Genomic DNA, 11,719 nt, shown 5'->3' with positions numbered 1-11,719 from the left:
CCTCCGGCCTGTCGCCGGCCGGAGGACACGCCGCCCCGGCTCACGGCGTCCGGGCGATCGCCCCGTACATCGCGATGTCCTCGTCCCGGATGTCCTGCTCGCCCGTGCCGTCCGGGTGCCACTTGTGGACCTGGACGATGCCCGGCTCGACGAGTTCCAGCCCCTCGAAGAACTCGTGGGCCTCGTCGATGGTGCGCAGCCGCATCGGCATGTCACGGGCCGCGTACTCGCGGGCGACCCGGCCCACCTCCTCGGGGGCGAACTCGGCGGTGCCGATGGTCATCGCCAGATAGCTGCCCGAGGGGAGGGGTTCGAGGAGCCGGCGGACGATGCCGACCGCGTCGTCCTCGTCCAGCACGAAGTGCACGATCGCGATCACGGTGAGCGCGACCGGCTGGCTCAGGTCGAGGGTCTCCAGGAACTCGGGGGAGCCGAGGACGGTCTCCGGGTCCTGGAAGTCCGCCTCGATGTACGCGGTCCTGCCCTCGGGGGTGCTGGCCAGTAACCCCTGGGACAGGGTGAGGACGATCGGGTCGTTGTCCACGTAGACGACCCGGGACTCGGGGGCCACCGACTGGGCTATCTCGTGGAGGTTGGGGGAGGTGGGGATGCCGGTTCCGATGTCGAGGAACTGGCGCATGCCCGCCTTCTCGGCGAGCCAGCGCACCGCGCGGTTCATCCAGTCGCGGTTGGCGCGCATGTGGACCGGCAGGGCCGGCCACTCGTGCGCCATCGCGTCACCGGCCTCCTTGTCGGCCGGGTAGTAGTCCTTGCCGCCGAGGATGTAGTCGTAGATACGCGCGGAGTGCGCGTGCTCGGTGTCGATCCGGTCGGCCGGCCATCCGTTGTCGGGCACGCCGTCCCTCCCATCAGTCGTTCTGTCCAGGTGCACGATCGGGCAGGTCCGGGGGTTCGGGCAAGTGCCGGAACCCCCGGATCCAGAAACAGGTGGTGCGTCAACGGGGCGTCGCAGCAAGCAGGTTGAGCCGGTCAGAGCAGGAAGTCGGCCTCGCCCGCTTTCACACCGGCCAGGAAGGTGGTCATCTCACGGGGGGTGAAGACCAGCGCCGGGCCGTCCGGGTCGGTCGACTGGCGCACGGCGACCCGGCCGTCGGCGAGCTTCTTCACCTCGACGCAGGCGCCGCCCGCGTCGTCGCTCCACGGCCGGTGCCAGTCCTGGGCGCCGAGGTCGCGGGCGGGCATGCCGTTGCGGACGTCGTTGTGTACTCCGTGGGTCGTTGTCCGGGATATGCGGTGGTGCACGTCAGAGCTCCTTGCGTAGCGCGCCGAGGAGGGCCTCGGTCTTGCGGGCGGGCGCCGACTGGGCGCCCAGCCGGTCCAGGGCCTCGCGGTAGACGACGACGTCGTCCCCCTTGTCGAGATACACCGCGCCCACCAGACCGCTGAGGTAGACGATGTCCGGCAACTCGGGAGCCCTGAACCGGAAGAGGTGGAACGCACCGGCCCGCATCGCCGGATGCGGGCCGTTGAGGAACGGCATGAGCTGGACCGTCACATGCGGCAGCCGGTTCAGCTCGATCAGGTGGTCGATCTGGGCGCGCATCACGTCCGGTCCGCCGACCGGCCATCTGAGCACCGTCTCGTCCATCACCACCCACAGCCGCGGCGGTTGGGCGCGGGTGAGGAGCTCCTGGCGGCGCATCCGCAGCGCCACCCGCCGCTCGGTGTCCTCCGTCGCCGCGTGCGGGTTGCCGGCGCCGAGCAGGGCACGGGCGTACTCCTCGGTCTGGAGCAGGCCGTGCACGAACTGCGCCTCGTACGCGCGGATCTGGAGTGCCGCCTGTTCCAGGCTGAGATAGGCGGCGAACCAGTCGGGCAGGACGTCGCGGTAGGTGTGCCACCAACCGCGTTTGTTGGCCTCGCGGACCGACTTCAGGAAGGTCTCGATCTCCTGCTGGTCCCGTACGCCGTAGACCTGGAGGAGTTTCTCGACATCCGGCAGGCGCAGCCGGGCGACCTTGGCGGACTCCAGGCGGCGGATCGTGGAATGGCTGACACCGATCGCCTCGCCCGCCTGCTCGAACGTCAGCCCGGCACGAGTGCGCAACTCCTCCAGCTGTCTGCCGAGGATCATGCGCAGTACGGAGGGGGCGCCGCCCCAGTCCGTTTCCGCGGTCACGCCCACCACCCCTCACGCCGAGCCACAGAGGTCATGTCGAACTGGATTACGAGTCCTGCGCGCTTTCGTTCAAGGAATGCGCGTTGTTGTGCGAGTCGCTTCGCGAGCGCAGTCTGACACGATCTTGGCTCGAACGGGGTCAGCATGCGACCCACAAATTGCAAATTTCAACTTGCTGGTTGCGAGGTGTTGTTCGCGGATGCCACAGTGGACGTACCGTCACGGCCTCGGTGAACGCTGGGGCCGCGCGGCCAGGTTGGGGGAGATGTGGCCGCAACTCAGCGCTCTTCGCAGCGAGTTGCCCGAGCTCGCGGCGAATGGCGAGGCGGCCGTGGCACCGGCGGCACACCGGTGCGAAGGGCCGACGAAAGGCATACGGCGATGGCTCCGCCCACTCTCCCCCAGTCCCCGGACCGGTTAGCCCCGACCATGTACCCACCCCTTGGCACAGAGGCGTACGAACCCCATAGAGCGGGAGTTTTCGGACTGCCCGCGGTGCCCGCCTCGGCGGGCGAGGCCCGCAGAACCGTGCGCGAGCTGCTCGGCGAGTGGGAGGTGCGTCCGGAGACCCGTGAGGACGCGCTCCTGATCACGTCCGAACTGGTCACCAACGCGTTGACACACACGGACAGTGAGTGGATCGTGTGCCGGCTGCACTTCACCGGCCGCCGTCTGCGGATCGAGGTGGAGGACCAGAACAGCGGTCACGCACAGCCTGCCCGGCGTCGTCCGGGCCCCGACGACCAGAATGGGCGTGGGCTCATGCTGGTCGGCATGCTCAGCAGCGACTGGGGGGTGCGCGACACCCCACAACGGTCCGGTCGTGTCGTCTGGGCAGAACTGCCGTCGGAGGGCCGGGAAACCGCCGAGCCCGCCCCTCCGACGGCTCCGCACGAGAGCGGAGGCTTTCCCTTGACCGACCCGTCCTGGACGTAGGCGCCGCGGCGGCGGTCGTGGCCGGGCGCGCGGTTCTCCGCGGTCCGCGGCGTGCGGCCGCGCGCCCGGACGTACGCTGCCTCCACAGTCGGCCCGTCGCCGTGGGAGGCACCGTGCGCAGCGAGTCCGAGATCGACGTCCTCGTGCTGGGCGGGGCGGGCGTCGACACCATCGTCCGCGTTCCAGAACTGCCGCTCCCGTTCGCCGACAGCCATCTCGTGCCGGCCATCGAGACCCGGGCCGGACAGACCGGCGACTTCACGGCGGTGGCCCTGCACGCGCTCGGGTTGCGGACGCACCACCTCGACGTGCTCGGTGACGACCACGAAGGGGACCTGGTCCGCGCCCTCCACCGGGACCGGGGCATCCCGCTCACCGAGGTACCCCTGCCCGGCGGCACCCGCCGCGCGGTGAATCTGGTCGGCCCGGACGGGCGCCGCTGCTCGCTCTACGACGGCAGCCGGAGCCAGGAGGTGGACGAGCTGCCCCCGGACACGGTCCGCGCGCTGGCCGGGGTCAGCCACCACGTCCACGTCTCTCTCACCCGCCCGTGCGCGGCCTCGCTGCCGGTGCTGAGCGAACTGGGGGTCACCGTCTCGACCGATCTGCACGACTGGGACGGCGTCAACCCGTACCACGAGCCGTTCGCCCTCGCCTCCGACCTGGTCTTCCTGTCGGCGGCCGCGCTTGCCGACCCGGAGAGGACCATGCGCCGGATCACCGAGCGGGGCCGGGCCCGGACGGTCGTCGCCACGGACGGGGCGCGGGGCGCGTACCACCTCGTCGACGGCGAGCTGAGGCACGTCCCGCCGGTGGCTCCGCCGACCCCGGTCGTGGACTCCAACGGGGCGGGCGACGCCTTCGCGGCGGGCTACCTCTTCGGCCGGCTCACCGGTGAGGAACCGCACCGGTGCGCTCTCTTCGGCGCTGTCGCGGGCGCGTACGCCTGCACCGTCCCGGCGACCCGCACCGACTCGATCGGACGGACCGAACTGCTGGCCGCGGCCGCGGAGTCGACCGGCTGACCTACTCCAGGGCGCTGCGACACCCGGCCGCTCCGGGAGGCCTCAGCCCGGGCGGAGCCCGGCCGCCACCAGGCGGGCCTCCATCCTGCGGCGGGCCGCGCCGAGCACCGCCAGCAGGAGCTCCTTGCTGGAGTGGCGCTGCCGTACGTCGCACAGGAGGACCGGAACGTCGGGCGACAGGTCGAGCGCCTGGCGGACCTGCTCGGTGTCGACCTCACGCTTCCCGTCGAAGCAGTTGACGCCGATCGCGAAGGGGATGTCGCGGGACTCGAAGAAGTCGACCGCGGGGAAGCAGGCGTCGAGCTTGCGGGTGTCGGCGAGGACCACGGCACCGAGGGCACCGCTGCACAGGTCGTCCCACATGAACCAGAAGCGGTCCTGTCCCGGCGTGCCGAAGAGATACAGCACCAGCTCGGGGGAGAACGTGATCCGTCCGAAGTCCAGGGCGACGGTGGTGGAGACCTTCTTCTCCACGCCCCTCAGGTCGTCCACGCGTCTGCCGGCCGCGGTGATGTGCTCCTCGGTCGCCAGCGGCGTCACCTCGCTCACCGAGCCGACCATCGTGGTCTTGCCGACGCCGAAACCGCCCGCGATGAGGACCTTCAGGGCGGTGGGTACGACCGGCCCGGAGCTGACGGACACCATCCATCACCCTTTCGACGAGTTCCGGGCCCGGCCGCCGCCGCGCCTCACGCGTCCTGCACGTAACCGGACGGGGTCTCCGAACGGGGCGCCGCACTCAGGTACTTGCCGACCTGTTTGACCAAGGTGCCCATCTCGAAGGCCATCATGCCGACGTCCACCTCCTCCGAGGCGATCGCGGCCAGCCGCGCGCCCCGCCCCGCGGCGGTGACGAAGAGGAACGCCCGCTCCATCTGGATGACGGTCTGCTGGACCTCACCGCCCTGGAAGTGACGGGCCACGCCCCTGGCCAGGCTGTGCATGCCGGAGCCGACGGCCGACAGATGCTCCGCGTCGTCGAACCGGATGTCCTTCGACTTGCCGATGAGAAGGCCGTCCCCGGAGAGCACGATGGCGCAGTGGATCTCGGGTATGCGTTCCACGAGTCCGTCCAGCAGCCAGTCCAGTTGGGGACCGGGTCGTTCCTGCTCTGTCATGTCGTGCGTGTTCCTCACGGTCGGTCGGCGCCAGGGACGGCGCCGGGTCGTCGGGGCGCCGGGGGCAGCGCCCGTCAGGCGGCCTCGGGACCTGGTCGGGGTGCCGGAGGGCCGTCGGTGCCAGGGGTGCCGTCGACGTCGCCGTCGGGTTCGGCGAGCCTGGCCCGTGTCGAGCCCTGCTGGATCGCCACCATGACGCGGGCCAGGGCGTCGGGGCGGAGCGTGTCGGCGGTGTCGTCGCCGTCGGCCGTCGAGGGGGCGTCGGCCGTGTTCTCGCCAAGCCGTGGCGTGGACGGGGCGTTCCGGGCCCGCCGGGGCAGACCCTGGGGGAGGGGCGCCGCGCCGGTCCCGGTGCGGGGCGTGTCACCGCTCATCGGGGCCACCGGCTCGTACCGGGTGCGGTGCCGGTGAGGGTCCCGCCGCGCGACTCGGTTCGAGCGCGGGGGAGGGTGCCTGGCATCTGAATCCTCGTACGACAGTGAACATCCGACGGCGGTGGGGGTGCGCCCGCGAGCCGCCCGGCATCCCCCGTGCCCGGCTTGACACACCGTCGGCGGAAGTCGGCGGGCGGACGGAACGGTATCAGGACCCGAGCCCCGTCGTCAGCACCTGCCCGACCGTGACCCGCTCTCGCCCGAGCGCAACTCGCCAGCGGACGGCAGTACTTGGCCCGGCGGCCGCGCGGGCGGGCGGTGCCGGGGCGGATCGACGGGAGCGGAAGGTTCCGGTGCCTCGCGGAAAGCTGACTTGTCGACACAGCAGCCCCGCAGGATCGGCACTGTCCAGCCACATCCGGCGTCGAGGGGCGTGGCTTGAAATCTACGGCGACCTGCTCAAACCCCCACACGGGGCGCCGCAGTTTGGTATTTGGCGGTGCACAGCGCGAAGGGAAGCCGTGGCGTTGGGCGTTCGGCTGGTGGCCAGGTCCGCCGCCGCCCGCTCCCGAGTCGGACAGTCGGGCAAGTTCGACTCGGAAAGTATCAAAATATGGACATTGCCGGACTCTCATCTCACATTTCGGCCCATATTTCAACTGTCAATGTTTCGGCCAAACCCCCTAAACGATCTTGGCGTAAGAGGTTGATTTGTAGACCATGTTCCTCGTCGGTAAGACTCCCAACCGGAACCACGATCCGACGCACAGCCACCGCGTCTCCCCCGGGCGCGGGGAAACGCCTAGAAGGGCTTGGCGTGGAACACGTCTTCACAACCCAGGACCACGAAGATCTACGGCAGCGCGTACGCGAGTTCGCCGAGCGCGTGGTACGCCCCCTGATACCCGAGATGGAGACCTCCCGTACCGCACTGGTGGGGCTCTCCCGTCTGATCGCCCAACAGGGCTGGATCGGCGCCACGATCGACCCCGCCCACGGCGGCATGGGCGCGGGCCACCTCGCCAAGACCATCATCATCGAGGAACTGTCGCGGGTGAGCGGCGCGATGGGAGCCATGGTCCAGGCCTCCCAGCTGGGCGTCGCCAAGATCATCCACTTCGGCGACGACAGCCAGAAGCGGTACTGGCTGCCGAAGATCGCCGCGGGAGAGGTGTTGCCCACCATCGCCGTCACCGAGCCGGGGTCGGGGGGCCATGTGGCCGGCATGGAGAGCAGCGCGGTACGGGACGGCGACGACTACATCCTCAACGGCCGCAAGGTCTTCGTCGGCAACAGCCACGTGGGCGACGTGCACGGGGTCGTGGTCCGCACCGGGCCGGGCTCCAAGGGCATGACGGCCTTCCTCGTCGAGTCCGACCGGCCCGGCTTCTCCCTGGCGCCCCAGGTGCCCTCCATGGGCCTGCACGGGTTCAGCTTCGGCGAGCTCATCTTCGACAACTGCCGGGTGCCGGCCGCCAACCGGCTCGGCGAGGAGGGCGAGGGGCTGGCCGTCGCCTACTCCTCGTCGGTGCTCTACGGCCGCCTCAACCTGACAGCGGTGTCCCTGGGCATCCACCAGGCGGTGTTCGAGGAGACCGCCCGGTACTGCGGGGAGACCCAGCGCTACGGCAAGCCGCTCGGACACCTGCCCAACATCAAGATCGAGCTGGGGCGGATGCTGCAGCGCCTCACCCTCGCCCGGCAGAGCGCCTACCTCGCCGCGCACCTGCTGGACAACGGACGGCCCTGCGACGTCGAGTTGATGTCGGCGAAGCTCTACAACGTCGAGGCGTCCATCGAGTCGGCCCAGGAGTCCGTCAAGATGCACGCCGCGTGCGGCCTGTTCACCGACCGCCCGGTGGAGCGCTACCTGCGCGACGCCTTCCACATCTACGCGCCCGCCGGCACCTCCGAGATCCAGGGCCTCAGGCTGGGCGAGTTCGCGCTCGGCGAGAACAAGGGCGAGTGGTCCGAGCGGCTCGCCGATCTGGTCCGTACGCAGCCGGCCGGGCAGCGGCAACCGGAGCCGGTCCCGGTGGGTGAACTGGTCTGAGCGGACCCGGCCGGAAACCCGGCGCACGGCGCACCGCGCCCCGCGAGGGGCGCGGAGAACTGCCCGACCGTCCCTTACCGTCCCGCCGGCTCGTCACGGGCGTGGCCCGAGCCCGGGGGGACACAGAGAAACCGCGGACACGACGACGTGTCCGCGGCTTTCGTGTTCCGGGTGCCCGGCGGCCCGCTTCCCCTCGACCGTGCCGGACCGGCGGCGGCGCCCGGCCGTGCCTCAGTGGCCGGTGGCGATGGCCTGGATCCGGTCGGACATCTCCTGGGCCATGTGCTTGATGATCTCCAGCCGCTGCCGTCCCCATGTACGGGAGTCGGTGTCGACGACGCAGATCGTGCCGAGGTTCATGCCTCCCAGCGTGTCGACGAGCGGCGCGCCCATGTAGGAGCGGATGCCGATCTCGTCGACGACCGGATTGCCCGCGAACCGCGGGTAGTCGCAGACGTCGTCGAGCACCAGTGCCGCCGTCCGCTTGACGGTGTGCGGGCAGAAGCCGTGGTCCAGACGCATCTCCCGGCTCATCGAGGTCTCGGCGGCCTGCCCCTGCGCGATGTTCACGGGCCCGGCGTCCGGTGTGTAGAGCCCGGCGAAGAACTGACGCCTGTCGTCGACGAAGTTGACCATCGCGTACGGCGCGTCCAGCTCCAGGGCCAGCCGGCGCGCGAACGCGTCGAACTCGGCCCGGGGGGTGTCGGCGAGCCCCAACTGGGCGAGCCTCGCCGCACGCTGCGGAGCCCCCGGATCCTCGGGCGTGAGGAGCAGGCGGTCGAGCGGTGGCTCATAGGAGGAATAGGGGCTGTTCATCGGAACTCCGTTCCAGGGCGGCTGAGTCGAGTATGAATCAACGGAGCGCGGGTGGCTGGTGCGACGCCACGCCGGGTGTCATGGCGAGCAGATGCTGCACGAGTTCGACGAGCACACCCGTACCGGAGCTGCAGTGCCGGGCGTCGCAGAACACGATCGGCGCGTTGGACTTCAGGCCGATGGCGTCACGGACCTCTTCGAGGGAGTACTGGTAGGCGCCGTCGAACTCGTTCACCCCCACGACGAACGGGATGCCGCGCACCTCGAAGAAGTCCACAGCGGGGAAGCACGCGTCGAGCCGACGGGTGTCGGCGAGGACCACCGCGCCCAGCGCCCCGTCGGAGAGCTCGTCCCACATGAACCAGAACCGTTCCTGCCCGGGTGTGCCGAACAGGTACAGGACGTGGTCCGAACCGAGCGTGATCCGGCCGAAGTCGAGGGCCACCGTGGTGGTGGACTTCTCCTCGATCCCGGCGAGGCTGTCCGTACCGGCGCTGGCCGTGGTGATGACCTCCTCGGTGCTCAGCGGCGCGATCTCGCTGACCGCCCCCACGAAGGTCGTCTTGCCCACCCCGAACCCGCCCGCCACGAGGATCTTCAGGGCGGTCGGGAAGGGGTCAGAGTCGTGCGCGTAGGCCATCAAGCACCGCCTCCAAAACTTCTCGGTTGGCGGCGGAGGCCGCCTCTACGGCACGGGGCGCCCGTGCGGTGAGCGCCTCGTGCTGCACCAGGTCGGACAACAGGACTTTGGTGACCGCGATCGGCAGGTTCATCCGCGCGGCCACCTCGACCACCGGCACCGGCCTGACGCACAGCCCGAGCACCATGTCGTGATCGGGGCCGAGGTCTGCGAGCGGCCGGACACCGGTGGCCATCACCAGGGTGAGCAGGTCGAAGGATGTCGAGGGTCGAGTGCGCCCGTTGCTGACGGTGAACGGCCGGACTAAGCGTCCGGCCTCCTCGTCCAGGAACAGCTCGTCCGTCATCGCGTCACATCCCCGCGCTGGACGGCGCGATGGTCGGGCGGCGGGCCGGCGTGGCGAGGAACGGCTGCACGGCCCGGATGAGCATGCCCATCTCGTAGCCGAGCGTCTCGGTGTGCGTGGACGCGTCCGCGGTGACCGCCAGCACGGCGCCGTGACCCGCCGAGGCCACGATGAGGATGCCGTTGTGCAGCTCCACGATGACCTGACGGACGGTGCCGCCGTTGCCCAGCACCCTGTCGTGCCCGAAGGAACGGCCCAGGGAGTTGAGCCCGGAGGCTATCGCGGCGAGCCGGTCGGCGTCGTCGGTGCTCAGATCCACATGTGCCTTGCTCAAGCCGTCGGACGACAGCAACAGGACCTGCCGGGTACCGGGAACGGTCTTCTTGAGGTTGTCCAGCAGCCAGTCGATGTTCTGCCCGGTGGGGTGGCTATCGCTCACCATGGTGGGGTTCTTCTCCTTGCGGTTGGGGCGGGGCCCAGCGCGCTTCGTCGACGGGGATCGCGTCGGAGGTCGCGCCGGCGAGACCGAAGCCTCGATTGATTCCGGCCAGGAGGCCGGGGCTGAAGTTCAGTTCCTGCTCGGTGGTGTCGGGACGCGGCGCCGGCCCCTGACGGAGCTCGGGCGCCAGGTGCTCCATGGCACGCCGCTTGGGCAGGTTCGGCCTGCCGGACCCCCCAGGGCCGGGCGCCGGACGTTCGTACCCGGAGGGCCGGTACTCCGACCGTACGTCGGCGACGGGCCGCGCCCGCTCGTGCCGTGCGGCCTGCGGGGGCGGCGCCGGGGCTGCCGACCGCTGCGGTACGCCCGGCGGGGGACCGGCATGGGAGGCGTGGTGCGGCGGGGGAGCCGCGTGCGCGGGGGACGGTCCGGCGGACGGGGGAGCCGCGTGCTGCTGGGGCTGCCAGGCGGGCGGGGGTGTCTGCGCCGGCCGGGGGGCGGTGGGCTGCCGTGCCTGGACCGGGGCCTGGAGGGGCATCTGTCCCTCCTCGTCGCCCAGCAGGCCCTGCGGGAGGACGAGGATGGCCTGCACGCCGCCGTAGATGTTGCCCTGCAGCTGAACCGCGATGCCGTGCCGACGGGCCAGCGAGGACACCACGAACAGACCGATCCGGCCGTCGGCGAGCAGCTTGGCGACGTCGATGCGGGCCGGGTCGGCGAGCAGCTTGTTGATCCGGTCCTGGTCCTCCTGGGGGATGCCCAGGCCGCGGTCCTCCACCTCGATGGCGATGCCGGCGGTCACCCGGCGGGAGCGCAGGAGGATCTGGGTGTCCGGGTGGGAGAACATCGTGGCGTTCTCGACCAGCTCGGCCAGCAGGTGGATGACGTCGGCGACCGCGTGGCCGCGCAGCGTGCCCTCGATGGGCGGCACCAGTTTGACGCGGGAGTACTGCTCGACCTCGGCGATGGAGGACCGCAGCACCTCGGTCAGCGTCACCGGATTCGTCCACTGGCGGCGGGAGACCGCCCCGCCGAGCACCGCGAGGTTCTCGGCGTGCCGGCGTATTCGGGTGGCCAGGTGGTCGATGCCGAAGATGCGGCGGAGCAGGTCCGGGTCCTCGACCTGGTTCTCCAGATCGTCCAGTTCACGGATGGTGCGGTGGACGAGCGACTGGAGCCGACGGGCCAGGTTGACGAAGACCTCGACCTTGTCGCTGTTGTCGTCGGAGGCCGCCTGGAAGTAGCTCGCCGCCCAGACGAGCGCCTCGCGGGCCCGGTGCTGGGCCTCCGTGACGTCGTACTCCAGCTTCTGGAACGGGTCCTCGGCGCGCGAGGCCTGGTAGGCGAAGCCGCGCGAGAGCAACTGTTCGCCGCGCTTGAGGCGGGTCAGGTCCTCGTCGAGCGCCCAGTTGCCGGTGGTGATGGCCCGGCGCAGCGACTCGGCGCGCTGCGCGTCGGACCTGGCCCGCTTCCTGGCGGACAGCACGGCTCCGGCCAGACAGCCGCAGCCCAGGACCGCACCGCCCGCCAGCACTCCCCAGGTGGCGGCGTCGGCCGTGCCCTCCTGGAGCCGCAGGACCGTGCCCGTGACGGCGGTGGAAATTCCGGCCATGAACGCGGCCGGGAGAACGGCGAGCCGCGTCAGTCGGGGCTGTGCTGCGGAGGAGTTCGCGGAATCCGACACCCCGGGCTTTCCGTGCCGGTGACGGGCCGGGGGAGTCGTCGTGTCCGGCCGACCGTGTTCCGGGGTCGTTGCGAAGGGTGGGGGTTCAGGCATCGGAGTCCTCTCGATCAGCCAGTACGCGACAGAGTAGCGAAGAACGTCAACTATC

At 70.5% G+C, this 11,719-nt stretch carries 14 protein-coding genes; 3 read left to right on the top strand and 11 right to left on the bottom strand.

The window, feature by feature from the left end:
* Positions 1 to 40: 40 nt before the first annotated feature.
* From RM704_RS38180 to RM704_RS38170, 3 genes are all read right to left on the bottom strand, one after another.
* Positions 41 to 856, bottom strand: a complete 816-nt coding sequence (locus RM704_RS38180; protein WP_311592458.1) for an SAM-dependent methyltransferase — start codon at positions 854 to 856, stop codon at positions 41 to 43.
* Between the two features lie 134 nt (positions 857 to 990).
* On the bottom strand, positions 991 to 1,203 hold the full coding sequence (locus tag RM704_RS38175) for a DUF397 domain-containing protein (protein ID WP_052146231.1): 213 nt from the start codon (positions 1,201 to 1,203) through the stop codon (positions 991 to 993).
* A gap of 61 nt (positions 1,204 to 1,264) precedes the next feature.
* Positions 1,265 to 2,140, bottom strand: coding sequence for a Sco1979 family transcriptional regulator (locus tag RM704_RS38170; RefSeq protein ID WP_033529463.1), 876 nt, complete (start codon positions 2,138 to 2,140; stop codon positions 1,265 to 1,267).
* A 495-nt stretch (positions 2,141 to 2,635) separates the two neighbouring features.
* On the opposite strand from RM704_RS38170, the gene RM704_RS38165 reads away from it, so the two are divergent.
* Both RM704_RS38165 and RM704_RS38160 read left to right on the top strand, forming a co-directional pair.
* Positions 2,636 to 3,076 (top strand): ATP-binding protein, encoded by a 441-nt coding sequence (locus tag RM704_RS38165; RefSeq protein ID WP_311592457.1) that lies wholly within the window; start codon positions 2,636 to 2,638, stop codon positions 3,074 to 3,076.
* 113 nt (positions 3,077 to 3,189) lie between these two features.
* Positions 3,190 to 4,101 (top strand): adenosine kinase, encoded by a 912-nt coding sequence (locus RM704_RS38160; protein ID WP_033529462.1) that lies wholly within the window; start codon positions 3,190 to 3,192, stop codon positions 4,099 to 4,101.
* A gap of 42 nt (positions 4,102 to 4,143) precedes the next feature.
* On the opposite strand, the gene RM704_RS38155 is transcribed toward RM704_RS38160, so the two are convergent.
* From RM704_RS38155 to RM704_RS38145, 3 genes are all read right to left on the bottom strand, one after another.
* Entirely contained in the window at positions 4,144 to 4,746 is a 603-nt protein-coding gene (locus RM704_RS38155; RefSeq protein ID WP_033529373.1) for a GTP-binding protein, read from the bottom strand.
* Between the two features lie 44 nt (positions 4,747 to 4,790).
* Entirely contained in the window at positions 4,791 to 5,219 is a 429-nt protein-coding gene (locus tag RM704_RS38150) for a roadblock/LC7 domain-containing protein (RefSeq protein ID WP_033529372.1), read from the bottom strand.
* Positions 5,220 to 5,293: 74 nt separating this feature from the next.
* Positions 5,294 to 5,593, bottom strand: a complete 300-nt coding sequence (locus RM704_RS38145; RefSeq protein ID WP_033529371.1) for a hypothetical protein — start codon at positions 5,591 to 5,593, stop codon at positions 5,294 to 5,296.
* Positions 5,594 to 6,410: 817 nt separating this feature from the next.
* On the opposite strand from RM704_RS38145, the gene RM704_RS38140 reads away from it, so the two are divergent.
* The gene (locus tag RM704_RS38140; RefSeq protein WP_033529370.1) at positions 6,411 to 7,646 is read left to right on the top strand and encodes an acyl-CoA dehydrogenase family protein; all 1,236 of its coding nucleotides are present in this window, start codon (positions 6,411 to 6,413) and stop codon (positions 7,644 to 7,646) included.
* A 231-nt stretch (positions 7,647 to 7,877) separates the two neighbouring features.
* On the opposite strand, the gene RM704_RS38135 is transcribed toward RM704_RS38140, so the two are convergent.
* Genes RM704_RS38135 through RM704_RS38115 form a run of 5 tightly spaced genes read right to left on the bottom strand, consistent with a single transcriptional unit; the run spans position 7,878 to position 11,664 of the window.
* Positions 7,878 to 8,462, bottom strand: a complete 585-nt coding sequence (locus RM704_RS38135) for a GAF domain-containing protein (RefSeq protein ID WP_033529369.1) — start codon at positions 8,460 to 8,462, stop codon at positions 7,878 to 7,880.
* A gap of 37 nt (positions 8,463 to 8,499) precedes the next feature.
* Positions 8,500 to 9,102, bottom strand: a complete 603-nt coding sequence (locus tag RM704_RS38130; protein WP_033529368.1) for a GTP-binding protein — start codon at positions 9,100 to 9,102, stop codon at positions 8,500 to 8,502.
* The gene (locus RM704_RS38125) at positions 9,080 to 9,448 is read right to left on the bottom strand and encodes a DUF742 domain-containing protein (RefSeq protein WP_033529367.1); all 369 of its coding nucleotides are present in this window, start codon (positions 9,446 to 9,448) and stop codon (positions 9,080 to 9,082) included. Before RM704_RS38125 ends, RM704_RS38130 begins: the two co-directional genes overlap by 23 nt.
* 4 nt (positions 9,449 to 9,452) lie before the next feature.
* Positions 9,453 to 9,890: a roadblock/LC7 domain-containing protein gene (locus tag RM704_RS38120; RefSeq protein WP_033529461.1), complete on the bottom strand. Its 438-nt coding sequence runs from the start codon at positions 9,888 to 9,890 to the stop codon at positions 9,453 to 9,455.
* Positions 9,877 to 11,664: a sensor histidine kinase gene (locus RM704_RS38115; RefSeq protein WP_052146223.1), complete on the bottom strand. Its 1,788-nt coding sequence runs from the start codon at positions 11,662 to 11,664 to the stop codon at positions 9,877 to 9,879. Before RM704_RS38115 ends, RM704_RS38120 begins: the two co-directional genes overlap by 14 nt.
* Between the last annotated feature and the right edge of the window lie 55 nt (positions 11,665 to 11,719).

The organism is Streptomyces gottesmaniae, from assembly GCF_031845845.1.
In the GTDB taxonomy this organism is placed as follows: Bacteria; Actinomycetota; Actinomycetes; order Streptomycetales; family Streptomycetaceae; genus Streptomyces; species Streptomyces akebiae.
The sequence above is the reverse complement of the archived record's forward strand: the minus strand, read 5'-3'. Positions and strand labels throughout refer to the sequence as shown.

Excerpts from the sequence above, each read along its gene's own strand:
- RM704_RS38125 (WP_033529367.1), bottom strand. The coding sequence starts at position 9,448 with ATGACGGACGAGCTGTTCCTGGACGAGGAGGCCGGACGCTTAGTCCGG.
- RM704_RS38150 (WP_033529372.1), bottom strand. The coding sequence starts at position 5,219 with ATGACAGAGCAGGAACGACCCGGTCCCCAACTGGACTGGCTGCTGGAC.
- RM704_RS38155 (WP_033529373.1), bottom strand. The coding sequence starts at position 4,746 with ATGGTGTCCGTCAGCTCCGGGCCGGTCGTACCCACCGCCCTGAAGGTC.
- RM704_RS38135 (WP_033529369.1), bottom strand. The coding sequence starts at position 8,462 with ATGAACAGCCCCTATTCCTCCTATGAGCCACCGCTCGACCGCCTGCTC.
- RM704_RS38130 (WP_033529368.1), bottom strand. The coding sequence starts at position 9,102 with ATGGCCTACGCGCACGACTCTGACCCCTTCCCGACCGCCCTGAAGATC.
- RM704_RS38175 (WP_052146231.1), bottom strand. The coding sequence starts at position 1,203 with ATGCCCGCCCGCGACCTCGGCGCCCAGGACTGGCACCGGCCGTGGAGC.
- RM704_RS38145 (WP_033529371.1), bottom strand. The coding sequence starts at position 5,593 with ATGAGCGGTGACACGCCCCGCACCGGGACCGGCGCGGCGCCCCTCCCC.
- RM704_RS38120 (WP_033529461.1), bottom strand. The coding sequence starts at position 9,890 with ATGGTGAGCGATAGCCACCCCACCGGGCAGAACATCGACTGGCTGCTG.
- RM704_RS38115 (WP_052146223.1), bottom strand. The coding sequence starts at position 11,664 with ATGCCTGAACCCCCACCCTTCGCAACGACCCCGGAACACGGTCGGCCG.